The sequence below is a fragment of the Roseomonas sp. SRI_022 genome (genome assembly GCF_057586215.1).
On the sequence record NZ_JBYCZL010000004.1, the window covers coordinates 46,252 to 72,683 of the forward strand.

The 26,432-nt window shown below is 70.8% G+C and carries 29 protein-coding genes; 12 read left to right on the forward strand and 17 right to left on the reverse strand.

The genetic code is table 11. From position 1 onward, the window contains the following. Positions 1 to 24: 24 nt before the first annotated feature. The 6 genes from AC2YHJ_RS04905 to AC2YHJ_RS04930 all read right to left on the reverse strand — a co-directional run bounded on the left by AC2YHJ_RS04905 (position 25) and on the right by AC2YHJ_RS04930 (position 4,268). The gene (locus AC2YHJ_RS04905) at positions 25 to 201 is read right to left on the reverse strand and encodes a hypothetical protein (protein WP_487394350.1); all 177 of its coding nucleotides are present in this window, start codon (positions 199 to 201) and stop codon (positions 25 to 27) included. Beyond that, positions 198 to 722 carry a DUF1003 domain-containing protein gene (locus AC2YHJ_RS04910; protein WP_487394351.1) on the reverse strand — a complete coding sequence of 175 codons (525 nt, stop codon included), beginning with the start codon at positions 720 to 722 and terminating at the stop codon, positions 198 to 200. Before AC2YHJ_RS04910 ends, AC2YHJ_RS04905 begins: the two co-directional genes overlap by 4 nt. Positions 723 to 777: 55 nt before the next feature. Further along, positions 778 to 1,530: an SDR family oxidoreductase gene (locus AC2YHJ_RS04915; protein ID WP_487394353.1), complete on the reverse strand. Its 753-nt coding sequence runs from the start codon at positions 1,528 to 1,530 to the stop codon at positions 778 to 780. Between the two features lie 109 nt (positions 1,531 to 1,639). Then, positions 1,640 to 2,071: a CBS domain-containing protein gene (locus AC2YHJ_RS04920; RefSeq protein ID WP_487394354.1), complete on the reverse strand. Its 432-nt coding sequence runs from the start codon at positions 2,069 to 2,071 to the stop codon at positions 1,640 to 1,642. Positions 2,072 to 2,241: 170 nt separating this feature from the next. Continuing rightward, a complete protein-coding gene (locus AC2YHJ_RS04925; RefSeq protein ID WP_487394356.1) occupies positions 2,242 to 2,499 on the reverse strand; it encodes a hypothetical protein in 258 nt (85 codons plus the stop codon). Next, complete coding sequence (locus AC2YHJ_RS04930; protein WP_487394357.1) at positions 2,499 to 4,268, reverse strand: glucan ABC transporter ATP-binding protein/ permease; 1,770 nt, start codon at positions 4,266 to 4,268, stop codon at positions 2,499 to 2,501. Before AC2YHJ_RS04930 ends, AC2YHJ_RS04925 begins: the two co-directional genes overlap by 1 nt. 201 nt (positions 4,269 to 4,469) lie before the next feature. On the opposite strand from AC2YHJ_RS04930, the gene AC2YHJ_RS04935 reads away from it, so the two are divergent. The 3 genes from AC2YHJ_RS04935 to AC2YHJ_RS04945 all read left to right on the forward strand — a co-directional run bounded on the left by AC2YHJ_RS04935 (position 4,470) and on the right by AC2YHJ_RS04945 (position 7,578). Then, positions 4,470 to 5,435, forward strand: a complete 966-nt coding sequence (locus tag AC2YHJ_RS04935; RefSeq protein ID WP_487394358.1) for a Bug family tripartite tricarboxylate transporter substrate binding protein — start codon at positions 4,470 to 4,472, stop codon at positions 5,433 to 5,435. 95 nt (positions 5,436 to 5,530) lie between these two features. Continuing rightward, positions 5,531 to 6,520 (forward strand): Bug family tripartite tricarboxylate transporter substrate binding protein, encoded by a 990-nt coding sequence (locus AC2YHJ_RS04940; RefSeq protein ID WP_487394359.1) that lies wholly within the window; start codon positions 5,531 to 5,533, stop codon positions 6,518 to 6,520. A gap of 65 nt (positions 6,521 to 6,585) precedes the next feature. Further along, positions 6,586 to 7,578 carry a tripartite tricarboxylate transporter substrate binding protein gene (locus AC2YHJ_RS04945; protein WP_487394360.1) on the forward strand — a complete coding sequence of 331 codons (993 nt, stop codon included), beginning with the start codon at positions 6,586 to 6,588 and terminating at the stop codon, positions 7,576 to 7,578. Between the two features lie 5 nt (positions 7,579 to 7,583). On the opposite strand, the gene AC2YHJ_RS04950 is transcribed toward AC2YHJ_RS04945, so the two are convergent. Together AC2YHJ_RS04950 and AC2YHJ_RS04955 are read right to left on the reverse strand one after the other, a co-directional pair. After that, entirely contained in the window at positions 7,584 to 7,931 is a 348-nt protein-coding gene (locus AC2YHJ_RS04950) for a hypothetical protein (RefSeq protein WP_487394361.1), read from the reverse strand. A gap of 150 nt (positions 7,932 to 8,081) precedes the next feature. Further along, the gene (locus AC2YHJ_RS04955) at positions 8,082 to 8,336 is read right to left on the reverse strand and encodes a hypothetical protein (protein ID WP_487394363.1); all 255 of its coding nucleotides are present in this window, start codon (positions 8,334 to 8,336) and stop codon (positions 8,082 to 8,084) included. A gap of 386 nt (positions 8,337 to 8,722) precedes the next feature. On the opposite strand from AC2YHJ_RS04955, the gene AC2YHJ_RS04960 reads away from it, so the two are divergent. Together AC2YHJ_RS04960 and AC2YHJ_RS04965 are read left to right on the forward strand one after the other, a co-directional pair. After that, positions 8,723 to 9,712, forward strand: a complete 990-nt coding sequence (locus AC2YHJ_RS04960; RefSeq protein ID WP_487394364.1) for a Bug family tripartite tricarboxylate transporter substrate binding protein — start codon at positions 8,723 to 8,725, stop codon at positions 9,710 to 9,712. A gap of 4 nt (positions 9,713 to 9,716) precedes the next feature. Then, complete coding sequence (locus tag AC2YHJ_RS04965; protein WP_487394366.1) at positions 9,717 to 10,355, forward strand: glutathione S-transferase family protein; 639 nt, start codon at positions 9,717 to 9,719, stop codon at positions 10,353 to 10,355. A gap of 1 nt (position 10,356) precedes the next feature. Here the strand turns inward: AC2YHJ_RS04965 and AC2YHJ_RS04970 are convergent, their stop codons facing one another. Continuing rightward, positions 10,357 to 11,190: a sterol desaturase family protein gene (locus AC2YHJ_RS04970; protein WP_487394367.1), complete on the reverse strand. Its 834-nt coding sequence runs from the start codon at positions 11,188 to 11,190 to the stop codon at positions 10,357 to 10,359. Between the two features lie 100 nt (positions 11,191 to 11,290). Between AC2YHJ_RS04970 and AC2YHJ_RS04975 the strand changes: the two genes are divergently transcribed. Continuing rightward, the gene (locus AC2YHJ_RS04975) at positions 11,291 to 11,911 is read left to right on the forward strand and encodes a TetR/AcrR family transcriptional regulator (protein ID WP_487394368.1); all 621 of its coding nucleotides are present in this window, start codon (positions 11,291 to 11,293) and stop codon (positions 11,909 to 11,911) included. A gap of 232 nt (positions 11,912 to 12,143) precedes the next feature. On the opposite strand, the gene AC2YHJ_RS04980 is transcribed toward AC2YHJ_RS04975, so the two are convergent. The 3 genes from AC2YHJ_RS04980 to AC2YHJ_RS04990 form a co-directional block, all read right to left on the reverse strand. Continuing rightward, positions 12,144 to 13,118, reverse strand: coding sequence for a Bug family tripartite tricarboxylate transporter substrate binding protein (locus tag AC2YHJ_RS04980; RefSeq protein ID WP_487394369.1), 975 nt, complete (start codon positions 13,116 to 13,118; stop codon positions 12,144 to 12,146). Between the two features lie 84 nt (positions 13,119 to 13,202). Continuing rightward, positions 13,203 to 14,657, reverse strand: coding sequence for a M81 family metallopeptidase (locus tag AC2YHJ_RS04985; protein WP_487394370.1), 1,455 nt, complete (start codon positions 14,655 to 14,657; stop codon positions 13,203 to 13,205). Positions 14,658 to 14,712: 55 nt separating this feature from the next. Continuing rightward, positions 14,713 to 15,771 (reverse strand): TauD/TfdA family dioxygenase, encoded by a 1,059-nt coding sequence (locus tag AC2YHJ_RS04990; RefSeq protein WP_487394371.1) that lies wholly within the window; start codon positions 15,769 to 15,771, stop codon positions 14,713 to 14,715. A 141-nt stretch (positions 15,772 to 15,912) separates the two neighbouring features. Between AC2YHJ_RS04990 and AC2YHJ_RS04995 the strand changes: the two genes are divergently transcribed. After that, complete coding sequence (locus AC2YHJ_RS04995; protein ID WP_487394372.1) at positions 15,913 to 16,848, forward strand: TAXI family TRAP transporter solute-binding subunit; 936 nt, start codon at positions 15,913 to 15,915, stop codon at positions 16,846 to 16,848. 39 nt (positions 16,849 to 16,887) lie between these two features. Here the strand turns inward: AC2YHJ_RS04995 and ypfJ are convergent, their stop codons facing one another. Genes ypfJ through AC2YHJ_RS05010 form a run of 3 tightly spaced genes read right to left on the reverse strand, consistent with a single transcriptional unit; the run spans position 16,888 to position 19,403 of the window. Continuing rightward, entirely contained in the window at positions 16,888 to 17,733 is an 846-nt protein-coding gene (gene ypfJ, locus AC2YHJ_RS05000) for a KPN_02809 family neutral zinc metallopeptidase (RefSeq protein ID WP_487394373.1), read from the reverse strand. 12 nt (positions 17,734 to 17,745) lie between these two features. Continuing rightward, positions 17,746 to 18,483 carry an aspartate/glutamate racemase family protein gene (locus AC2YHJ_RS05005; RefSeq protein WP_487394375.1) on the reverse strand — a complete coding sequence of 246 codons (738 nt, stop codon included), beginning with the start codon at positions 18,481 to 18,483 and terminating at the stop codon, positions 17,746 to 17,748. Further along, positions 18,483 to 19,403, reverse strand: a complete 921-nt coding sequence (locus tag AC2YHJ_RS05010; RefSeq protein WP_487394377.1) for a TauD/TfdA family dioxygenase — start codon at positions 19,401 to 19,403, stop codon at positions 18,483 to 18,485. Before AC2YHJ_RS05010 ends, AC2YHJ_RS05005 begins: the two co-directional genes overlap by 1 nt. A gap of 107 nt (positions 19,404 to 19,510) precedes the next feature. Between AC2YHJ_RS05010 and AC2YHJ_RS05015 the strand changes: the two genes are divergently transcribed. Together AC2YHJ_RS05015 and AC2YHJ_RS05020 are read left to right on the forward strand one after the other, a co-directional pair. Further along, entirely contained in the window at positions 19,511 to 20,653 is a 1,143-nt protein-coding gene (locus AC2YHJ_RS05015; protein ID WP_487394379.1) for a M20/M25/M40 family metallo-hydrolase, read from the forward strand. Positions 20,654 to 20,953: 300 nt separating this feature from the next. Further along, entirely contained in the window at positions 20,954 to 21,226 is a 273-nt protein-coding gene (locus AC2YHJ_RS05020; protein WP_487394381.1) for a hypothetical protein, read from the forward strand. Here AC2YHJ_RS05020 and AC2YHJ_RS05025 read toward each other — a convergent pair. Further along, a complete protein-coding gene (locus AC2YHJ_RS05025; protein WP_487394382.1) occupies positions 21,217 to 22,446 on the reverse strand; it encodes an MFS transporter in 1,230 nt (409 codons plus the stop codon). The genes AC2YHJ_RS05020 and AC2YHJ_RS05025 overlap by 10 nt on opposite strands. Before the next feature lie 247 nt (positions 22,447 to 22,693). On the opposite strand from AC2YHJ_RS05025, the gene AC2YHJ_RS05030 reads away from it, so the two are divergent. Then, positions 22,694 to 23,518, forward strand: a complete 825-nt coding sequence (locus AC2YHJ_RS05030; RefSeq protein WP_487394383.1) for a DMT family transporter — start codon at positions 22,694 to 22,696, stop codon at positions 23,516 to 23,518. An 80-nt stretch (positions 23,519 to 23,598) separates the two neighbouring features. On the opposite strand, the gene AC2YHJ_RS05035 is transcribed toward AC2YHJ_RS05030, so the two are convergent. Next, a complete protein-coding gene (locus tag AC2YHJ_RS05035) occupies positions 23,599 to 24,021 on the reverse strand; it encodes a gamma-glutamylcyclotransferase family protein (RefSeq protein ID WP_487394384.1) in 423 nt (140 codons plus the stop codon). On the opposite strand from AC2YHJ_RS05035, the gene AC2YHJ_RS05040 reads away from it, so the two are divergent. Both AC2YHJ_RS05040 and AC2YHJ_RS05045 read left to right on the forward strand, forming a co-directional pair. Continuing rightward, the gene (locus AC2YHJ_RS05040; RefSeq protein WP_487394386.1) at positions 24,020 to 25,003 is read left to right on the forward strand and encodes an MBL fold metallo-hydrolase; all 984 of its coding nucleotides are present in this window, start codon (positions 24,020 to 24,022) and stop codon (positions 25,001 to 25,003) included. The two genes, AC2YHJ_RS05035 and AC2YHJ_RS05040, sit on opposite strands and share 2 nt — an antisense overlap. Further along, positions 25,000 to 26,403, forward strand: coding sequence for an L-lactate permease (locus tag AC2YHJ_RS05045; protein WP_487394387.1), 1,404 nt, complete (start codon positions 25,000 to 25,002; stop codon positions 26,401 to 26,403). Before AC2YHJ_RS05040 ends, AC2YHJ_RS05045 begins: the two co-directional genes overlap by 4 nt. The last annotated feature ends 29 nt before the right edge of the window (positions 26,404 to 26,432 follow it).

Sequence of the window (26,432 nt, forward strand, 5' to 3'; positions counted from 1 at the left end):
AGCCGAGAACGCCCCCGCGCGGCGCTACTCGCCTTTCCTGCCGCGCCACACTGCCAGCGCGATGGCAAGCACGATGCTCACCAGCACGATGGTCGCCATCATGCCGCGCACCACGCCGAAATTCGGGCTGTCCTGCGCGACGAACAGGGCCGCGACGCTGCCGCCCAGATCCAGCAGGAAATCCACCGCCGAATTGATCATGCTGGCCTGCCCTTCCCTTCCAGTTCCTCAAGCCGCGCCAGCGCGCCCTTGAGCAGGCCGATCAACTCGTCGAGTTCGCGCTCGCGCATCAAATCCACCTTCTCGTGCAACAGCGCAATCTCGGCCTCGGCGCGGATATTGACCTGGTAGTCGGCGGTGGCGCGGTCGCGGTCGAGATCGGCGGAGCGGTTCTGGCTCATCATGATGATGGGCGCCGTGTAGGCGGCCTGGAAGGACAGCAGCAGGTTCAGCAGGATGAAGGGATAGGGATCCCACGCACCGCCGCCCGCCAGGGCATTGCCGATGATCCAGACGCCAAGCAGGCCGCTTTGCACCACGATGAAGCGCCAGGACCCGACCGTCGCCGCCACGGTATCTGCAAGCCGCTCGCCGAGGCTCGGGGTTGCCGGGGGCCCGCCCGCGCGGCGGCGGCGGCGCGACCGCGCGAGGACGGCGCGCAGATGCGTGCCAGGCACCCCGCCACCATGGTGATGCGTGTGCCGCGTCGCGCTGCTGGTCATGGACCCGTCCTGGACAGTGACTGCCGGTGCAGCGTGGAACCGGGCGCGCCGTCACTCAATGGCTTGATCGCAGGGTCCCGCCATCGACATGGATCACCTGGCCGGTGATGTAGCGCGCCCGCGGTGAGCACAGGAACGCGACCAGAACGGCAAGGTCGTCCGGTTCGCCGATGTAGCCGACCGGCACCTCCTTCTCTGCCCAGGCGCGGCGGGATTCCTCGGTCGGCATGACGCGGGCGTCGATCTGTTCGGAGCGCAGGCGGCCGGGCGGCACGCAGTTCACCGTGATGCCGTCTTTCCCCAACACGCGCGACAGCGCCTTGGACCAGATATGCACGGCCCCGTTCGGCGCATTGGCGGGGTTGATCGAAAAGGGCTCGTCCGTGCCGGTCAGGCTGACGATGCGGCCCCATTTGTTGGCCTGCATGGCCGGGATCAGCGCATGGGTGATGCGGCGGCCAGCCTGGAAGTTCAGCTCCATCGCCTCCTCCCACACCGCATCGGCACCAAGGTCCGTCTGCGGGCGCGATCCGCCGGCATTGTTCACCAGAATGTCGCAGCGCCCGAAATGGCCGAGCATCGCATCACGAATGCGCGGGGCGGCATCCGGCGTGCAGATGTCCTGTTCGATGATCAGCGGCGTGGCGGAGGGTGGCAGTTCGGCCGCCAACGCCTCGAGCAGATGCCGCCGGCGGGCGAGAATGGCGAGGCGGCAGCCCTCCGCGGCCAGCATCCTGACAATGGCGCGGCCAAGGCCGGCCGAAGCGCCGGTGACAAGGGCGACCTTGCCGGTGAGTTGAAGATCCATGGCGGGCAGGCTCCTGCGAAAGCGTGTCGCAGGAGAGTCGCACGCGGCGCCCGTCGGCGCGACCGGTGCGGTGACGCGGGACGGGCCTGCCCCCGCCCCGCAGTGCCACCTAGGCCGCCGTCACGAAGGCGCGCAGCGATTCCGCCTCGTTCTCCGCTTCCTCGATGCGGGCCTTCACCAGGTCGCCGATCGAAACCATGCCGGCGAGCCGGCCCTGCTCCATCACCGGCAGGTGGCGGCAGCGATGCTCGGTCATCATCGCCATGCCTTCGGCCACCGACATCGCCAGGGTGGCGGTCACGAGGTCGGCGGTCATCAGGTCCCGGGCGGTGCGCGACAAAGCGATCGCGCCCTCTCGCGCCACGGCGCGAACGATGTCGCGTTCGCTGATGATGCCAAGGACGTGGCCGTCCTGATCGCGCACCAGGGCGGCGCCGATGCGATGCTGCGCCAGGGAACGCGCGATCGCCGTCGCATCCTCTCCGGGGCCGACGGAGAACACGTCCTCACCCTTGTGACGCAGGATGTCCTTGATGTGCATATCCGCTCCCTCCTCCGCCGCGGGCCGGGGGGCCTGCGGGACGCGGTCACGGGATGCGCCGGGGGCAGCAGCGAGGCGAGGGGTCCGGCGAGCCCTGTCCGCGCAACCAGAAGGCGAGTGTGCCAGGGCCGAATGGCGCGGTGCAAGCAGGAAGCGCCGCGAGTCGCGGATCAGTGAGCCGCATCCGGCGCCTCGGCCAGCCAGCGCACCGCATGCCGCGCGGCGGCGAGGGCCGCGTCCCGCGTCGCGTAGGATTGCGCCGAGAAATACTGCACCGGCGTCCAGGCGCCGGCATCCTCGGCGTCGCGGCGGAATTCCTCGAAGCCGAAACTGCCATCCGGGCGGCTGAAGATGTCGACGCAACGATCCGCCTGGGCGTTCTCGATGCTGGCCAGCACGACCCAGGACTGGTGGATCCGGCGCGACATCAATGCGCCGGCGCGGCGGCTCCGCCCGCGAGTTGCGTGCGCACCAGTTCCGCGAAGCGCCCGTCAAGCGCCACCAGTTCGGCGAAGGGCCCGCGCTCGGCGACGCGGCCGCCGTCGAAGACCAGGATCTCATCCGCCTCGCGCACGGTGGACAGGCGGTGGGCGATGATGAAGGTGGTGCGGCCCGCCATCAGCGCGGCGAGCGCCTTCTGCACGCGGGCTTCCGTCGCGGCGTCGAGCGCGGAGGTCGCTTCGTCCAGGATCAGCACGGGTGGGTTCTTGATCAGCGCGCGCGCGATGGCGAGGCGTTGGCGCTGCCCACCCGACAGGTTGGACCCGCGCTCGCCGACGATGGTGTCGTAGCCCTGGGGCTGGCGGGTGATGAAGTCATGCGCCTCGGCCTGGCGGCAGGCGGCCTCGATCTCCTCCTGCGTCGCCTCGGGGCGGCCGACCAGCAGGTTTTCCCGGATGGTGCGGCTGAACAGCATGGATTCCTGGAACACCACGCCGATGTTGCGTCGCAGCGATTCGAGGCTGATCCGCCGCAAATCGTGGCCATCAAGGGTGATGCGGCCTTCGGAGGGGTCCCACAGCCGCTGCAGCAGCGCCATAGCGGTGGACTTGCCCGCGCCGGTCTGGCCGACCAGAGCGACGGTCTTGCCGGGTGCGGCGGAGAAGGAAACGTCGCGTAGGATCGGCGGCCCGCCCGGATAGGCGAAGCCGACGCCTTCGAAGGCGACATGGCCTTGGGCCCGGCCGATATCGACGGCGTCCGGCGCCTCCGGCACCGTCGAGCGGGCATCGAGCACACCGAACAGCTCGGCGATGCGCGGCTGCACGAACACCATGTGGGAGACGAAGCCGACCGCCCCTTCCATCCGCCCGATCAACAGCGTGGCGAAGCCCATGAAGGACACGATCTCGCCGACCGTCGCCTGGCCGCGCACATGCAGCACCGTGCCATAGACGAAGATGGCGATGACGCAGATGGTCGATGCCGCCCGCGTGAGGACGGCGACGATCGCCCACCAGTTCAGCACCGGGAACTGGTGGTCCAGCACCTGGCGGATGATGTCGCCGAACATCCGCGCCTCGGAATTCAGGCGCGTGAAGGATTGCACGACCACGACGTTGGACAGCGCATCCTGCGCATTGCCGGCGAGGCGCGAATGGAAGGCCTCGACCTGCGCCTGCGCATCCTGGGTGCGGCGGATCACCAGCGTCGAGACGACGGCGAAGACGATGACCAGGACCACCAGCAGCAGGCCAAGCCGCCAGTTCATCACCATGGTCAGCGGCAATAGCACGATCAGCGAGACGAAGGTGATGATGTGCTCGCGGAAGAAGCCGAGCCACAGGCCGAACAGGTTGTCGGTGCCGACCAGCATGATCTTCATCAGCCGGCCGGACTGCGTGTCGCCATGGAAGGACAGAGGCAGCGACAGGACATGCTGGAAGTAGTCGTGCATGACCTTGAGCCGATTGCGATGCGCCATGCGGTCGGCGAACAGCCCGACCGCGACATTGGCGGCGATGCTGGCGAGGCCCACCACCGCCCAGATCAGCAGCAGCGACGTCGCCTCGGACCACAGCGCGCTGGGCTCCATCCTCTCCGACCGGGCGAGCAGGTCCACCACGCGGCCGAACAGCACGGGTTCGAGGAATTGCAGCCCGGCCAATGCAAGCGCCGCGACGCCGAGGCCCCAGGCCATCGGGCGGTCGGCACCGAGCAGCCACAGCACGCGCCCGTAGAGCCTCAGGAACCCCATGCGGTCGCGTCCCCCTGTCCCCAGAACCGCAACCGCCGACCCGCGCCCGGCGGCGGATCGCGCGGCGGTTGGAGTCGGCACAGTAGAGGCTTTTCACGTCGTGCGGAATCGCCCGACCGGTGGTGGCGGCTTGTCGAGCACCCGCAGGCTGGGGCACCAATCGTGCAAAGCCGCATCCAGCGGCGAACGGGATGGAACGCCATGACACCAAGCCGCCGGGCCATGCTGGCCGCCGCAGCCGCGCTGCTGCCCCTGCCTGCCCTCGCCCAGTCCTGGCCGGCGCGCCCGCTGCGCCTGATCGTTCCCTTCCCGCCCGGCGGCGGCACAGACATCCTCGCGCGCATCCTGTCCGAACGGCTCGGCGCGCGGGTCGGCCAGCCCGTGCTGGTCGAGAACCGGCCCGGCGCGGCGGGCAACCTTGCGGCCGAGGTCGCCGCGCGCGCCGAACCGGACGGCCATACGCTGTTCTTCGCCTCGATCGGCACGGCGGCGATCAACCCGACGCTATACCGCACCGCGAGCTTCAAGCCCGAGGACCTCGCACCGGTCGCGCTGTTCGGCGACCTGCCGAATGTTGTCACGGCGAATCCCAGCGCGCCGTGGAAGACCCTGCCGGAATTCATCGCCGCGGCGAAGGCACAGCCGGGGCGGCTGACCTACGGGTCCTCCGGCTCCGGTTCCTCCCTGCATCTGACGGCGGAGCTGTTGAAGCTGCGCGCGGGCATCGACCTGCTGCACGTGCCCTTCCGCGGCGGCGCGGCGATGCTGACCGAACTCGTCGCGGGACGGATCGACATGTGCGCCGGCAACCTGCCGACGGCGATCGGGCTGATCCGCGACCGGTCGCTGCGCCCGCTGGCCGTGACGGGGCCCGACCGCAGCCCGGCCGTGCCCGAGGTTCCCACCGTGTCCGAAGCGGCGCTGCCGGGCTTCGAGGCGGTGGCCTGGTTCGGCGTGCAGGTGCCCGCGCGCACGCCCACGCCGTTGATCCTGCGCATCAATGCGGAGATCAATGCGGTCGCCGAGGACCCCACGACACGGGCGCGCATGCTGGACCAGGGTGCGGTCGCGCGCGCTGGCACGCCGGAGGCCTTCGCGGACTACATCCGCGCCGAAACGGCGAAATGGGCGGAGGTGATCCGCGCCGCCGGGGCGACGGTGGATTGATGCCGGACAGTTGATCCGCAAGCCCCGCCGGGCCAGTTTGGCCGCATTGGAATAAGGCGGCCCGCGACGACGGGCGCCGGGAGGAGTTCAGGACCATGATCGACCGCCGCGCCCTGCTGGGCGGGATTGCCCTCGCACCCCTCGCCCGCCCGGCATTCGCCCAGGCCTGGCCGTCGCGGCCGATCCGCCTCGTCGTCGGCTTCCCGCCGGGCGGCACGACCGACCTTGCCGCGCGCGTGATGCTCGAACCGCTGACGACGCGCCTCGGCCAGCCCGTGGTGGTGGAGAACCGGCCCGGCGGTTCGGGCGGCAATGTCGGCGCCGACGTCGTCGCCAAGGCGGAACCCGATGGCTACACGCTGCTGATGCAGACCGTGTCCTCGGGCGCGATCAATTTCGGCCTGTATGGCGCGCGCATGCCGCACAAGCCCGATGACCTCGCCGGCGTCGCGCTGGTGGTGAAGGTGCCCAACGCGATCTTCGTCAACAACGACCTGCCGGTGCGCACGCTGCGCGAGCTGGTGGATCTCGCGAAGCGCCAGCCCGGCAAGCTCAACATCGGGTCCTCCGGCGTCGGCACGTCGCTGCACATGACGGGCGAGCTGCTAAAGCAGGCAGCGGGGATCGACCTGACCCACGTACCCTTCCGCGGGGCCGGGCCGATGATCCAGGAGATCATCGCCGGGCGCGTCGAGGTCGGCGTGGACAACCTGCCTTCCGTCATCGGCCATCTGCGCGACGGGCGGCTCCGCCCGCTGGCCGTGACGACGGCGACGCGCACCCCCGCGCTGCCCGACGTGCCGACCACCGCCGAGGCCGGTTTCCCCGCCGTCGAGGCGACCGCCTGGTTCGGCATCTGCGCGCCTGCGCGCACGCCGCGCCCGGTGATCGACCGCGTCGCGCAGGCGGTGAACGCATCCCTCGCCGACCCGGCTGTGTGGCAGAAGATGGCCGATCTCGGTGGCATGAAGCCGGACCTGACGCCGGACGGGCTGTCCACGCCCGCGACCTTCGACACCTTCATCCGCGCCGAGATCGCGAAATGGGGCGAGGTGGTCCGGCGCGGCAACATCACCGTCGACTGACCACGCGACAAGAAGGCCGGGGAGCACCAGGCATCCCCGGCCGATACGGGAAGGATGACGACACCATGAGGATAGCCCGCCGCGGCGTGCTTGCCGCCCTGCCTGCCGCGCTGGCCGCGCCGCGCCTCGCATCCGCGCAGGGCTTCCCGTCCCGCCCGATCCGCATCGTCATTCCCTTCACGCCGGCGGGCACCACCGATCTGGTGGGACGGCTGACGGCGGAGATGCTCGGCCGGCGGCTGAACCATCAGGTGGTGGTGGACAACCGGCCGGGTGCCTCGGGCAATGTCGGGGCGGAATTCGTCGCGCGCAGCGAGGCCGATGGCCACACGCTGCTGCTGACCACGATCGGCACCGGGGCGATCAACTTCGCCGTCTTCCGCGACCGCATGCCCTACAAGCCGGAGGACCTCGCCGCCGTCGCGCTGATGACGCGCGTGCCGAACGTGCTGATGGCGGCGAACAACACGAATATCCGCTCCGTCGCCGACCTGGTGCGGGAAGCCCGCGCGCGGCCCGGGCGGATCAACTACGGCACCGCCGGCATAGCGACCTCGCCGCATGTGGTGGTGGAGCAGCTACGCCTGGCGACCAACATCGACATCACGCATGTGCCGTATCGCGGATCCGCGCCGATGCTGACCGAGATGGTGGCCGAGCGCATCGAGATCGGGATGGACAACATCCCCTCAGCGCTCACCTTCATCCGCGAGGGGAAGATCCGCGCCATCGCGACCACCGGCGCACAGCGCAACCCGTCCCTGCCGGATGTCCCGACCGTCGCGGAGCAGGGCCTGCCGGGCTTCGAGGCGACCGCCTGGTTCGGGGTGCTCGCCCCCGCCGCCATGCCGGCGCCGCTGGTCCAGCGGCTCGGCGCGGAGCTGAACGCCATCGCGCTCGACCCCACCTTCCGCCAGCGGATGGAGAGTTTCGGCGCCGAGCCGCCGCGCCTGACGCCCGATGGCGGCACCAGCCCCGAGGCCTTCGCCGCCTTCCTGCGCGCTGAGATCGCGAAATGGGCCGATGTGGTGAACCGCGCCGCCATCCGCGTGGAGTAGGAGCGCTATCGCATCAGGTCGGGGATCTGGAAGGCGAGGATGATCGCCACCACGCCCGAACCCAGCGCAATGAAGCCGCCGCGATGCATGGTGGCGAGCCGCTCGCGCACCACGCCCACCAGCACCGTGCCGGCCATCGCGCCGGTGCGGCGGTTGATGACCCAGCGCAGCGTCGGGCTTTTGACGCGTTCGATCAGCAGCACGCCACGCGCGCGCAGGCCGTCATCGGTGTCATCGACAAGTGCGGCCTCGAAGCCCTTGCGCGCGGCGGAGGCCAGGACGACCGCCAAAGCACCCGAGGCCAGGGCCAGCACGCCGGCCAACCCGACCACCACGGCAACGACCAGCGCCATCGATTCGTCCCTTCCCGACCGGCCCGCAGAATGCCGGGGGGCTGAATTGTCGCTGCGCACTGGATCACAGCCCGGCGGCAGGATGGCCCGGCACCGGGGCGCGGCTGTCGGTGAAGCGGCCCTGACGCCGCCCTTGGAGATCAGTCGGGCCTAGAGGGCCGCGACGATATAAGCACCGGCACCGATGAGCAGGCCCCAGAGGGGCAGCGAGAACACCACCGCCATCACGAAGCCGATGGCCGGGGAATCATCCCGCACCACGTCGGGCGCGAAGGCGTCGGCCGGCAAGGTTCCCGCAACAACGGCGGGTTGAACCACCCGGGCAGCCTTGTCGCTGCCCATGGCATGGTCCGACGTCGCGGTGTCATCAACCGGTGCGGCGTTTCTCAAGGCCAGCGCAACCATGGGTGTCCCCCGTCATTCCCGGCGCCCGATCCCCCCGGGCGCGCGATGCCACGCTCAATTGCAAGGCGCCTTCCGATGAGCGTCACCGGCCCTTCAATCGAACCGGCTCGCGCCTTGCGTGCATACACAGTATCGTGAGGTCTCGACGACTGTCACTAAAAATTGAAATTCAGGACTGAAATCGGGGCGTTTAATTTTTGCGACATTCCTGCGTTCTGACCTCGACCGTCGGGCACATCGGACGCGATATGCGGCCTGCCGCATTCCTGGACGCGACAGATCAAGGCCATCGCGGCATAAATCGTGACATCAGGCGCGTGGAGCGGCCGGGGAACGGCAGCGGCGCTGCGCAGGGGCGACCAACGCCCCGCCTAGGAGGACGCCATATGTTGCTGAACCGCCGCACGCTTGTCGGAAGTCTCGCCGCCCTTCCCGTGCCCGCCCTGGCACAGGACGGTCCCTTTCCATCGCGCCCGGTCCGCATGATCGTGAACTTCCCGCCCGGCGGGACGACCGACATCGCCGCGCGCATCTATGCCGAGCGCCTGCAGGCGCGGCTCGGCCAGCCGGTGCCGGTGGAAAACCGCGGCGGCGCGACCGGCAATATCGGATCCGAGGCGGTCGCGCGCGCCACCCCCGATGGCTACACGGTGCTGAGCACCGCCGTCTCCCCGGCGGCGATCAACTACGCGCTGTTCGGCGCGCGCATGCCCTACAAGCCCGAGGATCTCGCCGCAGTCGGGCTGTATCTGCGTGTGCCCAACGTCATCATGGTGCATCCCTCCCAGCCGATCCGCACCATCCAGGACCTGGTGGCGGCGGCGAAGGCGCAGCCCGGCAAGCTGAACTACGGCAGCGCCGGCAGCGGCGGGTCACCGCATATGGCGATGGAGATGTTCATGCTGCGCACCGGCACGCGCATGACGCATGTGCCCTTCCGCGGGGCCGGGCCGATGCTGATCGAAGCGGTGGCCGGTCGGCTCGAAGCCTCGGTGGACAACATCCCCTCCTGCATCGGGCATATCCGCGACGGGCGGCTGCGCGCGCTGGCCGTCACCGGGCATGTGCGCTCCTCCGTCCTGCCTGACGTTCCGACGCTGGCCGAGACCGTGGTGCCCGGCTTCGAGGCGACCGCCTGGTTCGGCATGCAGGCCCCCGCCCGCACACCACGCGCGGCGATCGACCGGCTAGGTGCTGAGATCGATGCCATCAGCAAGGAACCGATGGTGCGATCCAAGCTCGCCGAGCTCGGCGCCGACCTGCCGAACCTGACGCCGGATGGCGGCACCTCGCCGGCGACCTTCGAGGCCTTCATCAAGGCCGAGATCGAGAAATGGGCCGAGGTGGTGCGCGCATCGGGGGCGACGATAGACTGAACGGATGCAACGCACCTTCTACGGCTGGGCCACGCCGAATTCGAACCGCGTGACGGTGATGCTCGAGGAATGTGGCCTCGACTACGCCGTGCGCGGGGTGAACATCCGCAAGCGGGAGCAGTTCGCCCCGGAGATCCTCGCGCTAAACCCCTATGGCAAGGTGCCGATCCTGGTCGAGGATGCGCAGGATGGCTCCGCCCCGCTCGTGCTGTTCGAAAGCGGGGCGATCCTGCTGCATCTGGCGGAGACGCAGGGCGTGCTGCTGCCGCGCGAACTCCGCACGCGGGCGGAGGCGATGGCCTGGCTGATGGTGGCGCTGACCTCGCTTGGTCCGTACACCGGCCAGGCGCATCACTGGACCGACCTCGCGCCGGAGAAGCCCGAGGCGGCGCGCGCCCACAGCCTCGCATTGGTGGATCGCGTCTATCGCCTGCTCGACGGGCGGCTGGCGCAGGTGCGCTTCCTCGGCGGCGACGCCTATTCCGTCGCGGATGTCGCGGCCTTCCCCTGGGTGGCACGGGCCGGCTGGGCGGAGCGGCGCATCGAGGACACGCCGAACCTCGCGCGATGGTTCTCCGAGGTCGGTGCCCGGCCCGCCGTGAAGCGCGGCATGGCACAGCCGAAGGGCGCGGTGCTCGCGTAACCTATCGCGGTTCGGCCGGCGCACCCGGCGGGCCGAACAGCATGCGCAGCTTGTTCCGCACACCACGCGCACGGCGCAGGTCGCGCAGCATGTTGCGCCATTCGTGGAAGGCGATGGTCACCGGATTGATGCTGAGCACCGGCGTGGTCAGGCCGTAGCGGCAGGGTTCCTCCTCCGCTTCGGCGGTGTAGGTGCCGAAGATGCGGTCGAAGATCACCAGCATCCCGCCGAAGTTCCGGTCGAGGTACCGCTCGTTGCTCGCATGGTGGACGCGATGGTTGGACGGCGTGTTCAGCACGTATTCCAGCCAGCCGAGCCGCGGCACCGTCTCGGTATGGATCCAGAACTGGTACAGCAGGTTCAGCGCCAGCGCACCGAGCACGCCAGCCGGATGGAAGCCCATCAGCGGCAGCGCCAGGAAGGGCAGGAAGCCGCCGCTGATCTCCGACGTCCAGCCGAGCCGCACCGCGGTCAGGAAGGTCAGGTGGTTCGGCGAGTGATGCACCGCATGCGTCGCCCAGAACCAGCGCACGCGATGATGCAGCCGGTGGTGCCAGTAATAGACGAACTCCGTCGCCAACAGCAGAAGCGCCAAGCCCCAGGCGGTGTCGAGCGGCACCGTCCAGGGTCGGATCTGCCAGACCGCCATGAACAGCGCCACCACCAGCCCGCCGGCGAGGATGCGCTTCACTGCCTGGCCGATGGCGACGCCGATCGAGGCGAAGCCCTCCCCCCAGGGATAGGCCGTCCCGCGCAGCCGACGCCAGAACAGCGCCTCGAGCAGCCCGACCGCGACCAGTACGGGCAGGGCAAGAAGCAGGATGTGCTCGGGCATGGGTTCGTCTCCGTGGGCGATTGCAGCGCCTCGTCGTCACACCCAATATCTGAGCGTTGCTCGGCTTTCTCCACTCGCATCCGGCCCGGCGGAGGGTTACATGGCGAAACAGGCCAAGCCCGTGATTTCGCTGCGCAAATCACCGACCCAAGCGCGTGCGCAGGGGACGGTGGACACCATCCTCGAAGCGAGTGCTCAGATTCTCCAGAAGGAAGGCGAAGCGGCGCTGACCACCAACCGCATCGCCGCGCATGCCGGCTTTTCCATCGGCACGCTGTATCAGTATTTCCCCAACCGCGAGGCGATCCTCGCCGCCATGGCGACCCGCGAGCAGGCGCATATCCTCGCGAGGCTGGAGGCGGTGCTCGCGCGGCTCGACCCCGCGGAGCCGGAGCCGACGGTGCGCGAGGCGATCGCCGCCCTGCTCGGTGCCTTCCGCGGACGGCACGGCGTGCGGCGGGCGATCATCCTCGGCGTGATGCGGCGCATGCCCGACGATCCGCAGGCATCGGCGGGTGTGGCGGAACCGTTGCTGGCGGCGCTGGAGGCGCGTTGCGCGGGGCATTTCCCGCCGCTGGGCGAGGCGGGGCGGTTCGTGCTGCTGCGGGCGATCTCCGGCGCGGTAAGGGCGGCCGCGATCGAACGAAGTCCGCTGCTGGGGACACCGGCCTTCGAGGAGGCGCTGGTCAGGCTGGTCATGGGGATGCTGATGCGGGCGTAGCGGAGGGGGCCTGGCCCCCTCCCCCCTGTCGTCATACCAATGGTCGCATCGGTTGATCTTCGGCCCGATGCCCCGCATCGCACCGCGAGCGCAAAGCGCGACCGCGTCCAGACCGCCCGCTGCCGCCAACGCGACAGGGCATGGCGCGAAGGCAAGCCGCGCGGATGCGCGGCGCCCGCCGTCTGAGGGACGCAAAGCAGGTACCGGCGGCCAAACAATTCGGCCGCTGGTATCAGTCGAGACGCGCGCCCGACCGCCGCACCACGTCCCGCCACTTCTCGTTCTCCGCCGCGATGAAGCGCTCGAACTCCGCCGGGCCCAGCGCCCGCGGCTCGTTGCCGACTTCGCGCAGCTTCGCCTGCACCTCGGGCTTGCCCACCGCCGCGATCGTCGCCTGCGCGATGCGCTCGATGATCGGGCGGGGCGTGCGGGCCGGCGCCTGCAGGCCGAACCAGGCCACGGCCTCGAAGCCCGGAAAGCCGCTGGCCGCGACGGTCGGGGCCTGCGGCACGGAGAACCAGGGTTCGGCCGAGGTGACGGCCAGCAGCCGCACGGCGCCCGAGGCGATGTGCGGCAGGTAGGCGGGCAGGTTGTCGATCGCGATCTGCACGCGGCCAGCGAGGAGTTCCGGGATGACGCCGCCTGTGCCGCGGAACGGCACATGGGTGATGTCGATGCCGGCGAGGGTCTTCAGATACTCGGCGCAGAGATGGCCGGAGGTGCCATTGCCGGGCGTGCCGTAGTTCAGCGCGCCGGGGTCGCGCTTCGCAAGCGCGATCAGCTCCTGCAGCGTGCGCACCGGCACCTGCGCATTCACCATCACCCCATTGGCAACGAGGCTGACCATCGCGATGGCAGCCAGGTCCTCCTGCCGGAAGGGCATGCGGCTGTAGAGGAAGTGGTTGATCGTGACGGTGCCGATCGTCGCCATCAGCAGCGTGTGGCCGTCGGGTTCGGCCTTGGCGACGGCGTCGGCGCCGATGTTGCCGCCGGCGCCGGCGCGGTTCTCGACGACCACGGGCTGGCCAAGGGCGGATGAAAGCTGCTCGGCGATGACGCGGCCGGTGACGTCGGTGGCGCCGCCGGCCTGGAAGGGGACGATCAGGCGGATCGGACGGTTCGGCCAGGGGGCCTGGGCGTGCAGCGCGGCAGGGGAGGCGAGCAGGGGCAGCGTGCCGAGCGCGGCGCGGCGGGTGATGCGCGTCATGGGGGCGTCCTCGTTCGTTGGCGCGGGGGCGCTAACCCGGGCGCGCCGCAGGCGCAAGCGCGCGGGGAAACGTTTCACCTCCGGTCAGCCGAGCCAGTCGCGCGGGACGTGGCGCCAGGGCAGCGCGGTCAGGTCGAGCGCGGCCGGCCCCGGCGCATCGCACTCCATGATGGCGACGCAGCGCTCCTTGAAGGCCGCGCGGAAATGGTTCTTGCCCTTGTTGGCCAACAGGCGCGTCGCGCCGAGGTCGATGCCGTGCAGCGCGAAGAAGCCGGGATCGACGGCGGATTCCTTCAGCGAGGTGCAGATGACGCGGAGATTGCCGACGCGCAGCACGCAGGTGGGACCGAGATCGACCGGCGCGCCGCGTTCCATCGGGCCTTCATTGACGAAGCGGCCATCGGTCAGGCGCTCCACCTCGACATCGACGATCACGGGGCGGCCGAAGGATTCGGTGACGGTGGCCCCCAGGTGTCGCGTCAGCGCCGCGCCGACGCCGGCCTCCTGCGCCGCGGCCACAGAGGCCGGGTCGTGCAGGAAGGCGAAGACCGATGGCACGTCCAGCTTCGCCGCGACCAGCGTGCGCAACATCTCCGGCGTGTCGGCGATGCCGCCCGACAGCGGATTGTCCGCCGGGTCCAGCAGCGCCACGAGCCCCGGCGGCGCGGCAAGCGCCTGGCGCAGCGCCGTGGCCGGATCGGGCAGCGTGACGGCGAAGCGCGCGCGGCGCGACGCGATGGCATCCGCCAGCCGTTCGGCGAGATCACGTGCGGCGCCGGCATCCTCGGCGAACACCATCCCCGACGGGCCGGCTTGCGGGCTGTCGCCCCAAGCGAAGCCGCCGAAGATGCTGGCATCGAGGATCGGCGCGCGTTCCGCCGCCGCGGCCTCGGCCCACACTTCCGCCATCGGCCCGGCTTCATGGCGCATGTGGAAGCTGTGCAGCACCATCGGCCGCTTGGCGATGTGCCCATGCGCGCGTGGCGCGCCCGACAGCCGGCGTTCCAACTGCCGCAGCGCACGCATCGCCGCCGCGTCCATGTCGATATGCGGATAGGTGCGATAGGCCGAGGCGCCGTCGAGCCATTCGGCGATCTCGGGCGCCATGTTGGCATGGAAATCGAAGGATGCGGTGATCGGCACGTCGCGCCCGACGATGGCGCGGATGCGGGCGATGGTGGTGGCGTCCGCCTCGGGGTCGCTCTCGGTCACGCAGGCGCCGTGCAGGGACAAGTAGACACCGTCGAAGCGCTGCGCCTTCAGCGCCGCCTCCACCTCCTCCCGCCAGGCGCGGATCGCGTCATCGGCCATGGGGCCGCCGGGCTGCGCGCCGGTGCAGGCCAGCACCGTCGCGCGCCAATCCGGTCGCGCGCCGAGGAAACCATGCAGCGCGCCGAGTTCCGTCGCGGTACCGGCGTAGCGTGCGAGGTGATCCGCGCCGCTGCCCCATTCGCGGCTTTCGAAGGCGCTGCGCGGAGTGGGAACGGGTGTGAAGGAGTTCCCTTCGAACCACAGGCGGGCAACGGCGATGTGCGGCATGGCGCGATGTTAGGCGCGACGCGGGAACTGCCAAGGCCCCGGCGCCGCGCGTTCGTCACCAGCTCGCATCGAGCGGCGCCGACAGCGCCACGCCCGGCACCCGGATGCCGGCCGGTCGGCCCGCTTGCGTCGCCCCCTGCCAGGCGCGCGTATAGACCTCGGGCAAGGCCGGCCCGTCCGGGCAGGCGAGCCACAGGCGGTAGAGGTGACGGCGCTTTTCGACCTCGGGGAAGTCCTCGAAGGCCGTGCGCGAATGCATGATCCAGTGGTTGCTGACGAACTGGATATCGCCGGGTTGGAAATCCATGTCGAGATGGATCGCCGGGTCCTCGGCCAGCGCATCGAGCGCGTTGCAGGCGGCTTCGAGCGCGGGGGTGGTGCGCGGCACCTCGGGGAAGCGCTGCGCCTTGACCATGGTGCTGCGGACATAGGTCGCGACCAGCCCGCCATCCGGCATGGGCGTGAAGACGGGCACGGCGTACCAGGGCTCCGCCCCCTCGGGCACTTCGCCGCGCCGGTCGCGATGGACGGGGGCGAGCAGCTCCGGCAACAGGTCGGGATGGCGCGCCAGCATCTCGTTGTAGAGCGCCCAGGAGCTGACCAGGCTCGACTTGCCACCCGCCTTGGAGGGCTGCAGGCAGAGCAGGCCCACCACATCCGAGGCATCGCAGTGATAGGGCAGCCGCGCGGCCGTCTGGTAGCCGCGATGCGTCGGCTTCGCGTACTCGCCGCCGATATCCTTCACATGGCCGAGAATGTGGCCCATCGCGTTCTGCGAGACCGGCTCGCCCAACTCGGCGCCGAGGCCGACATAGGCGCAGGCGCTCTGCCGGCGCGACCAGCGGCCAACGGGGACGCCGCGCAGCAGGAAGAAACCGCGGCCACGCAGCACGGCGTCACGGATTTCCGCGACAAGGGGGGCGAGCGCCGGCGCGTCGAGATCGCCAGGGCCGATCGCGGCGATGTCGATGTCGCTCGCGGCCAGGCGCGCGGAGGCGGCGTCCAGCGCGGCGACCTCATCGGCAGTGAGATGCCGCAGCCAATCGGTGCGGCGCGCCACCTCCGGGCCGTACCAGAGCGCGGGTCCGCTGACGGGATGGAGGGCATCGTTCATGGCCATCGACTGCTTCCTTGGTTTCCTCGCCATCGGGGAGCCTAGGCCCGGCCGCCGGCCAGGGACAGGGCAGCCGCGCCGATGGCGCTATGCACCGCGTGGCCGCGTGTCAGAATGTCCACGGAACAAGGAGATCCCCCGATGCGCCGACGCCCCATCCTGGCCGCGCCGTTCGCGCTCGCTGCCCTGCCCGTCGCGGCACAGGCGCCGCTGCGGCTCTACACGGCGGGGGCGGGCAGCGCCTTCCTGCCCTATGGCGAAGGGCTGGCGGCCTTCCTGGCGAAGCAGGGCGTCGCCGTGACCGTCGAACGCAGCGCCGGGTCGCTCGAGAACCTGGCCAAGGTCGAGGATGACGCTGGCGCGCTGGGCACGGCCTTCCTCGGTTCGGCTGCGGATGCCGTGGCGGGGACGCCAGCCGCCGGCGGGCGGGTGCATGGGCGCGTGCGCGCACTGTTCCCGATGTACGAGACGTCCTTCCAGGTCGGCGTGCTGCGGAGCACCGGCATCAGCGGCTTCGCCGGGCTGGCCGGCAAGCGCGTCGGCGCGGGCCCGGCACGCGGACCGGCCGAAACCTTCCTGCGTGCCGCGCTGGCCGCGGCGGGGATGGACGCGACGATCGTCTCCGGCGATCCGGCCGAGATGACGCGCATGCTGCTGGCCGGCGAGATGGATGCGTTGTGGCAGGGCGCGATCGTGCCGATCCCATCCCTGGTCGCGGCGCAGCAGCAGGCGGATGTGGTGGTGTTCGGGCTGGAGGCACCACTCGTCGCGGTGGTGCGGGCGCGACTGCCCTACCTGGCAGACACCACTATCGCGCCAGGCACTTATCGCGGTCAGTCGGCGCCGATCCTGTCCTTCGCGGCTTGGAACTTCGTCGTCGCGAATGCGGGGCTGTCGGATGACGCGGCGTATCGCGTCACCCGCGCCGCGCTGTCCGCGACGGACCCTCGTGCCGAGATCCACGCCAGTGCCGCCGGCACGCGGGCGGAGAACGCGCCGGCCAATGCCGTGCTGCCCTTCCATCCCGGTGCCGCGCGATACTACGCCGAGCGTGGGATCACGGTGCGCGCAGGCTGATGGGGTGAATGGCCGGCCGGCGGGGAGCCGCCGATCGCCTCATCCGCCGGAGAAGGTATCGCAAGCCTCGATCCGCCCGCTCTCCAACCCGCGCCGGAACCAACTGACGCGTTGCGCCGAGCTGCCATGCGTGAAGGTCTCCGGCGAGACATAGCCCCGACTGCCGCGCTGCAGCCGGTCGTCGCCCACCGCGGCCGCCGCGTTCAGCCCTTCCTCGATGTCGCCGCGTTCGAGGATGTTGCGCGTCTCGTGCGCGCGACGTGCCCAGACACCGGCCAGGCAATCGGCCTGGAGTTCCACGCGCACCTGCAGGGCGTTCGACGCCGCCTCCCCCTGGCCGCGCCGGGCCTGCTCGACGCGGCCGAGCACGCCGATCAGGTTCTGCACATGGTGGCCGACCTCATGCGCCACGATGTAGGCGGCGGCGAAATCGCCATTCGCGCCGAGGCGCCGCTGGAGATCCGCCATGAAGTCGAGATCGATGTAAACGCGATGGTCGCGCGGGCAGTAGAAGGGTCCCATCTGCGCCTGGGCAAAGCCGCAGCCGGATTCCGTCGCGCCGGAGAACAGCACCAGGCGCGGTTCCTGATACTGCGCGCCGCGGCGGGCGAATTCGGCGCGCCAGACCTCCTCCGTCTCGCCCAGCACCTGCGCGATGAAGCGGCGCCCGGCCTCGTCCTGCGGCGACGCTTGGCGCTGCGTCACCTGCGGCTGCGGCGCACCCCCCTGCCCTTGCAGCAATTCTCCGGGATCGACGCCGAGCAGCAGGGCGATGACCACGAGGACCACCGTCCCGAGCCCTCCGCCCACCGCCACGCCGCGACCGGACATGCGCTGTCCGCGACGGTCCTCGACATTGTCGCTTTCCGGCCCGTCGAGACGCATGATGGTCCTCCGCTACCCGTCACCCCGCAACAACGCGGCAAGCGCCGGAGAGATGCCTGCCGCCGAGCGCCCCACCGGTCGGGCGTAGGTTCCCGCGCCCGGCTTCGGCAGGCCCAGCGCGACCAGCATCTCCGCCATCCGCACGCCGCAGGCCATGCCGTCCAGCAGGGGCACCGGGGCGGCCTCCTGCAACCGGTTGTCGAAGCCGGCGAGCGCGGCACCAGCGAGCACGACCGAATTCGCACCCTCGGCCGCCAAAGCCTTCGTCGCCGCCAGCACCTTGGTGCCGACGCTGTCCGGCTCGGCCACCGCCTCGGGCGGCGTGGCGTTCACTGCGATGATGTCAGCGAGGCGTGATTCGAGACCGTAGCGCGCGACGAGCTCGCGATACATCTCGATGCCGCCGAAGGTGACGATGCCGAAGCGCCCACCCAGCATGCAGGCAGTCAGGCAGGCCGCCTCGGTCATGCCGATCACCGGACAGGGCATCAACTGCCGCGCGGCGTCCAGCGCCGTGTCGTGGCTGACCGCGAGCAGCACCGCATCGACGCTGCCGGCGTGTTCGGCGAGCAGTTCCAGCACCGCATGCCCGGCGATCGCATTCTCCGCCCGCGTCGAGATGACGGCGGGGCCGAAGCGCGGCGTCGCCGGGACGATCTCGGTGCCCGGCGCGGCGGCGGCGCGTGCGGCCTCGGCGCAGGCCTCGGTGATCGCCTCCGTGGTGTTGGCGTTGGCGACCAGCAGGCGCATCAGCCGGGCTCCGCGACGGTGCGGCGCGAATGCGCCATGGTGATGCGCAGGCGCCGGAAATCCTGCGCCGCCTCGGGTGCATCGGGCTCCGCCTCGACCAGGCTGCGCAGCTTCCACACCAGATGGGGGTTGAACAACAGCAGGTCGCCCGGGCGTGGTTCCAGCTTCAGCATCAGGCCCGGTTCTGCACAGACCGCATCCAGCAGGTCGAAGGCCGGGCGCAGCCCGACGGCGAGCGGCGCGGCACCGGGCTGCGGCGCGCTCGCCGCCTGCTCGACCGCATGGCGCGTGTAGCGCGCGGCGAAGGCGCCTTCCGTCACGGTGAAGACGGCACGCTGCACCGGCTCGCCTTCCTCGATGAGCGGCGCGGGCTCGTAGAGTTCCGCCAGCGCGGCGCGGTCACGGCGCATCACTTCGTTGTGCACCGCGCCGGCGGAGACGAGCACATGCGGCGGCGCCTCGGGCCCATTGGCAAGGCAGAGCAGTGCGATGGCGTCGCAGGCCTCGGTATGGAAGCGCGGCGGGCCGGACCGCGTGCCGGCCTCGGCGGGGGGTTGGCCGATCAGGCGCTGCACGGCCGGCCCCGATCCGTTCAGCGGCCTGCCGATCTGCATGCCGAGGGCGAGCAGCGCAGCTTCCGCCGCCGCCGCCCCATGCCGGTCGAAGGGCAGCCCGCGCAGCAGGCAGAAGCCGCGGCCGGTATCGAGACGCGTGGTGACATCGGCGAGGATCGGCGCGAGGCGCGTGAGCGGCGGCACCGGGGCGCTCGCCTGCGCCGCAGTCAGCGCGGCTTCGAGCTCGGCGGCTTCCTCGGTGCCGACAGGCACCATCCAGTCCGCGGCGGACAGCTCGGCGGCGGTCCAGACGGCGGCGCCGGTCTGGGGTGCGGGCCTCGGGCGGGGTCGCGTGGGGGGGTTCATGCACGCATTGGTAGCATGCGCCGTGTGCCGGGTCACAATCCGGGCCGGTCTTGCCCGATCCTCCGGGCCGGTGGAGGCTTCGCGCCGAACCGTGCCGGAGATGCCGCATGACCGCCTACCCCGCCACCGCCCTGCCCTTCGATGCCGATGAGATTCTCGCGCGGCTGATGCGCTGGTCCGCCTGCGAGAGCCCCACCTTCGACGCGGCGGCGGTGAACCGGATGATGGACCTCGCGGCGCGCGACCTGGCGCTTCTGGGTGCGCGAATCGACCGCATTCCGGGGCGCATGGGCCTTGGCGACTGCGTGCGCGCGCGCTTCCCGCATCCGGCGGGCGATGCCGCGCCGGGCATCCTGGTGCTGGCGCATCTCGACACGGTGCATCCCATCGGCACGCTGACGAAACTGCCGATCCGTCGCGAGGGCAACAAATGCTACGGCCCGGGCATCCAGGACATGAAGGGCGGCACCGTCCTGGCGGTGGAGGCCATGCGCCAGATCCTCGCCGCCGGCATGGCGACGCATCTTCCGGTGACGTTCCTGCTGACTTCCGATGAGGAGATCGGCAGCCCGTCCACCCGCGACATCATCGAGGCCGAGGCGGCGCGCAACCGCTTCGTGCTGGTGCCGGAACCGGCGCGCCCGGATGGCGGCGTGGTAACGGGGCGCTATGCCATCGCGCGCTTCAACCTCAAGACCACGGGGCGGCCGTCGCATGCCGGCGCGCGGCTGTCCGAAGGGCGCAGCGCGATCCGCGAAATGGCCAGGCAGATCGTCGCCATCGAGGAGATGACGACGGAGGACTGCACCTTCTCCGTCGGCGTCATCCATGGCGGGCAATGGGTGAACTGCGTGTCCACCACCTGCGAGGCGGAATCGCTGTCCATGGCCAAGCGCCAGGAGGACCTGGACGCCGGCGTGCAGCGCATGCTCGGCCTGCGGTCGGGTGCAAACGACGTGACGCTGGAGGTGACGCGCGGCGTGACTCGCCCGGTGTGGGAAGCCGACGCCAAGGGCATGGCGCTGTTCGACCAGGCGCGGAAGATCGCGAACGACATCGGCTTCGACATCAACCCGCAGAGCAGCGGCGGCGGGTCGGACGGCAACTTCACCGGCGCGATGGGCGTGACGACGCTCGATGGCCTCGGCGTGCAGGGCGCGCTTGCGCATACGCTGGAGGAGCATGTGCTGATCGACAGCCTGGTGCCGCGGGCGAAGCTGCTGGCGGGGCTGATGACGACGCTCGCCTGACGGCGTTCCGCCGTCAGGCAGGTCTTTGCTTTGCCCTCAGACGGCGGGCGGGCCGCATCCGCGGCCCTTGCCTTCGCGCCGTGGGCTGGTGCGCCGGGGAGGCTGACGGGTTGGGCGCGGTCGCGCTTCGCGCTCGTGGATCGCGGCGTGGCCGCGATCCGGGGTGACGCGCAGACGCACCGCTGAAGCGGTTCACAGGCATTTGGCAGGGCAGGCCACAATGCCTTGCCCTTCGCTTGCGTATTTCCGACCTTCTCGGCGGCTGCGGCGCCTCCGCGGCCGTCACGAGGGGAGAAAGCCATGAAGGCTCCAAGCCGGGACGTGATGCTTCTGGCCCTGTCGCTCGCCGGCGCCGCGATGGCGCAGATGCCCACCACCGCCGCGGCGCAGGGCGCGATACCTGTGCAGTACCACCCGGAGATACAGGGCTATCAGCCCGCTCCGCGCTACTATCAGGCACCGCCGCCGCGCCAAACCTGCTGGACGCAGAACCAGCGCGTCTTCGTTGGCCGCGACAGCTGGGGGCAGCCCGTCTATCGCATCGTGCCGCGCCGCGTCTGCGGCTATCGCTGACGCCCGGCCAGCAGCACCAGCGTCGCCACGCCCTGCAACCCCGCGGCGGCGATGAACAGCAGCGCCGGGTCGATCGCACGCAACACACCGAAGCCACCCGGCGCGAAGGCATAGAAGGCCTGGCCGCAAGCCGTCAGCAACGCGACCGCTCGCGCCGTGTCGGCTGGCGCGAAATCCGACTGCGCGATCAACGGCGGCAGCGACGTCGCATTGCCGAGGCCCAGCCCGAACAGCGCGATACCGGTCAGCAGCAGCGCCACATCAGTCCCGCCCGCCGCCAGCAGCACCAGCGAGCCGACCAGTTGCAGCGCGTAGTTGCCGGCAGCCGCATCCCGCCGGTTCATCCCCGGCCGCAGCACCCACCCCATCCCGGTCCGCCCGATGATGGCGCAGACCGTCATCAGCCCCGCCGCCACCCCGGCCTGCTGCGCGCCAAGCGGCGCCACCAGCATCGAGAGCAGGTGCGCGATCAGCCCGACCTGCGCGAATAGGCCCAGCGTGCTGCCCAGCGCGAGCGTCGCGAAACGCCGCTCGCGCCACAGGCCACGAGCCGGCATCGGTGCCGCAGCAGGCGCGTCGCGCACCGCCGCGGCGACGGGCGCGGCCTCCCCATCCGGGCGCTGGCCGAGTGCTGCCGGCCCCGATGCGAGGTAGCGTCCCGCCAGCCACCACAGCGCCGCCGCCATGGTCAGCCCCACTAGCGCCGCGGCGATCGGAAAACCGAAAGCACCGATCAACATCACCCAGAGCGGCGAGAGCACCACGCCGCCCACGCTTGCGCCGTTGTAGGCGGTGCTGAGCGCGGCGGGGCGCCGGCGAATGAACCAGGGGGAGACGATGGCGTTGATCGCCGCGGCACCCGTCATCGCCCAACCGGCGCCGCTGATCGCCGTCGCCGCGAACAATTGCCATGGCGCGCCGGCCAGCGCCCAGCCGAGCACGCCCAGCGCGGACAGCGCACCGCCCAGGCGCGTGACGCCGGGCACGCCGAAGCGGCGATGGATCGCCGGCAGGTTGCCCACCACGACAGCGCCGAGCAGGAAATGGCAGGTCACGGCGGCGGAGACGAGCGGGATCGACCAGCCGCGCGCCTCATGCACCGCGAAGAGGAAGACGGGCGGGCCATAGAAGCCGACGCCCCAGCCGAAGACGGCAACGGTGAAGGCCGCCCAGACGACGCGCCAGCCGGTGAAGGGCTGCGCCATGGTGGCGGCGCTCATGCGGCGTGCCTTGCGAAGATCATGTGGATGCCTCGTCGGTGAGGCGCGCAGCATGACCCGCGCCGCGCGGCGCATGCTGCGGGCGACACCGAAGCATGCGTCGATGCGCTGGCGTCATCTTCGCCATGGTGCCCCCTCCCCGCCTGGACGGCATGCCACCACCGCCGCACTCTGCGGGACGCTACGCCGGAGGGCAGCGCCGTCAATGCATGAGGTGAGATCGGGCAATTTGCGCGGCGGCGCGCTGATGGCTGTCGCGGCCGTGATCTTCGCCGCCGAGGCATTGGCGATCCGCCTGATGACGGCGCGCGGCATTCCGGTCGAGATGCAGGTCTTCGCGCGATCGCTCGGGCAGTTGTTCTGGGTCGCGCCGCTGATCGCGGGATCAGGGCTGGCGGTGTTCCGCACCAGGCGGCCAGGGCTGCACCTGCTGCGCGGCGTGTCCTCCCTGCTGACCTGGGGCTTCTACTTCGCCTCCTTCGGGCCGCTCGACCTCGCCACGGCGACGGTGCTGTCCTTCACCAACGTCATGTTCACCACGCTGCTGGCGGGCCCGGTGTTGGGCGAACGCGTCGATCGCTGGCGCTGGGCCGGGACCATCGCCGGCTTCATCGGGGTTGCGGTGATGCTGCGTCCGGGGACGACGGTGTCCACGCTTGGTGTCGGCCTGGCGCTGGCGGCGGCGATGACCTGGTGCGGCATCACCCTGACATCGCGCGTGCTGGCGCAGCAGGATCGCAACGTCACGATCATGGCCTGGGTCGGGATGATCACGACGGCCGGGTCGGCGCCCTTCGCGGTGATGGCCTGGACGCCGCTCGGTCTGGTGGATGGGCTGATCCTGCTGGGTGTCGCCTGCTTCGCGCCCGGCATCATTTGGATCGTGACCAGCGCGTATCGGCATGGCGAGGCTTCGGCCATCGCGCCGTTCCAGTATCTGCGCCTGATCTTCGTGACGGGCTTCGGCTGGCTCTTCTTCGCCGAGGTGCCGGATGGCTGGACCTGGGCCGGTGCCGCGGTGATCCTGACCGGCGCCTTGATCGTCACGCTGGCCGAAGCGCGCCGCCGCTGACGCCTCGATTGCGCGGCAATCGCCCGAAGATGCAGGAGCCTTCGTTGCGGGGTGTGCTCGAGAGGCCGCGCCCCTCGACCTTATCCGGCATATCCCGACGCAGCGATCGCCGCATCCAGCGGCGCGCTGTCGAAGACGAAATCCGCGTATCCGCGACGCAAGCGCTGCACGTATTCCGCCGCCGGCGGGCCGGGGCGGTGGCGGATTTCCTCATAGGTCCAGGCCATGCCGCCGCCCGGCAGCGCGATGCGCGTGCGGGCATAGGTGTGCGGCCCCTCGAAGCCATCGAGCGCGTCGAGGTCCCGTGCCGTGATGCGCCACAGCCCCACCGGGCAGGCGGAATCCGCGTCGCGTTCGATCAGCGCGAATTTCCGCAACACCAATCGCCAGCCGGGAAGCAGCAGGCTGCCGGCCACCACCGCCTCGGGGCAGCGGCGGCGCATCTGGTCGTGCCACAGGTTGCTGCCATAGGCTGCGTAGGGTTCGGGAAGGAAGTCATTCATGCAGGCACCTCGGCCGGTCGATCGGATCGAGATAACGATCCTCGTGGACAACGTCACGGACACGCTCTCCTCCACCCCGTCCTTCGTGACGCGCGAATGGGTGCGGCTGCAGCGCATGGGCATGAAGCGCAGCTCCGGCGCCGCCATCTGCTGCGCCAATCATGGCCTGTCGCTGGTGATCGCGGTCGAGGCCGATGGCGAGCGCCGCAGCATCCTGTTCGACGGCGGCCCGGTGGACTACGCGGTGGAACGCAATGGCCCGCGCCTTGGTGTCGACTTCGCCGCCATCGAGGCGGTGGTGCTCTCCCACGGCCATTGGGACCATGCCGGCGGCCTGCCCAAGGCGATCGAGATGATCCGCGCCGCCAATGGCGGCGAGGCGGTGCCGCTGCACCTGCATCCCCGCATGTTCCGCGAGCGCGGCAGCCGCCAGCCCGATGGCGGCGTGCTGCCGATGGATCGCGTGCCCGCGCCCGATGAGTGGGCGGCGTTGGGCGCCGTGCCGCTTGTGTCGCGCGAGCCCGCCGTGATCGCCGGCCATGTGCTGGTCAGCGGCGAGATCCCGCGCGTCACGGAATACGAGGTCGGCTTGCCCGGCCAGGTCGCCCGTGATTCCGAGACCGCGCCCTGGCAGCCCGATGAATGGCTGCCGGATGAACGCTTCATCGCGGTGAATCTACGCGGCAAGGGGCTCGTCGTCTTCTCCGCCTGTTCGCATTGCGGCATCGTCAATGTGCTGCATGAAGCACGGCGATTGATGCCCGAGATCCCGTTGCACGCGGTGATGGGCGGCTTCCACCTGGCCGGCACGAATGAGCGCGTGATCCCGCAAACCGTCGCCGATCTCGGCGCCTTTGGCCTGCATTGGATGTTCCCGTCCCACTGCACCGGCTGGCGCGCCCTGAACGCGTTGGAACGCGCCCATGGCGAAGGCGTTGTGGTGCCGGGTGCGGTCGGCAAGACCTTCGTGCTCGACGCGTGATCCTCCTCCTGCAAGCGGCGCCGCTGCTGCTGCTGCTCGGCCTGCTGCTGCTCGGCCGCGCGGGGCCGCTGGTGGCGGTGCTGGCGGCGCTGCTCGCAGCGCTGCCGGCGGCCTTCGTGTCGCTGCCCGGCGGCACCGGCTTCGCACCGTTCCTCGCGGAGGAAGCCGCGCGCGGCGTCTTCCTGGCCCTGCAACCGATCGGCGTGGTGGTGGGCGGGCTGCTGTTCCACGCGGCGGTGGATGGCCGCGGCGACACCGCCGGGCAGCAGGCGGCGACGCCACGGGCGATCTTCACCGCCACGCTGCTGATGGGCGTCTTCATGGAGAGCGTGACCGGCTTCGCCGTCGGTGCCGTCTTCGCGCTCGCCGCGCTACGCGGCATGGGGCTGCGCGGGCCGCCGGCGGCGGCGCTGGCGCTGCTGTCCCTGTGCTTGATCCCCTGGGGTGGGCTGGGGCCTGGCACGGCGCTGGGGGCGGCGCTGCTTGGCGTGCCGGCGCAGGCGATTGCCACGCTCACGGCGCTGCCGAATGCGGCCTGGGTGCTGGCGCTGGGGCCGGTCTGCTGGCGGCTTTCCGCGGCGGCGGGGGTCCCGGTGCCAGCACCGGAACGCGCCGCCCAGATGGCGATGCTGGCGGCCATGGCGGCGATCCTGGTCGCCGGCCACTGGGTGCTGCCCTTCGAGGTGCTGGGCATCCTGGCCGCCGGCGCCCCACTGCTGGCCGCGCTGTGGCTGGCGGACCCGCCGGGCGATGCCGCTGCCTGGCGTCGCGCGGCCGCGGCGCTATGGCCCTATGCGCTGCTGACGGTCGCACTGCTCGGCGCGCGCGCGGTGCCGCACCCGCCGGCCTTCCATCCCTATGAGGGCCTGCCCGCCTTCCCGGTGACGCATGTGGCCGTGGTGCTGCTGGTGGTGGCCGGCGGCATCCTGCTGTCACGGCCCGATGCGGGGCGGCGCGCGCGGGATGCGATGAAGCGCGCGGCCCGCCCGGCGGCGGCGATGTTGCTGTACGTGCTGTTCGCACGCTGGATGGCGGGCAGCGGCGCAACCGGGGCGCTGGCCGGTGCGGCGGCCGGGGCGCTCGGCGGCCTCGCGCCCTATGCGGTGCCGGTGCTGGGGCTGGCGGCGGGGGTGGTGACGGGCAGCAATGTCGGATCGAATGCCGCGATGATGCCGGTGCAGCAGGCCCTGGGGCTGGCGGCGGGGCTGCCGCCGCTGCTCGCCCCGGCGGTGCACAACTTCGCTGGCGCGGCTGGGGCAGGAATGTCCTTCGCGGGGACCGCGCTGGTCTGCGGGCTGCTCGCGGATGGCACGCGGCCGGCGCAGATCTGGCGATTGCTGCTGCCCTCCATCGTCGCGGTGATCGTGCTGGGCTGGGCGACCGTTGCGCTGCTGCGCTGACCGGGGTCTTGCCTGGCCGGGCCGGCGCC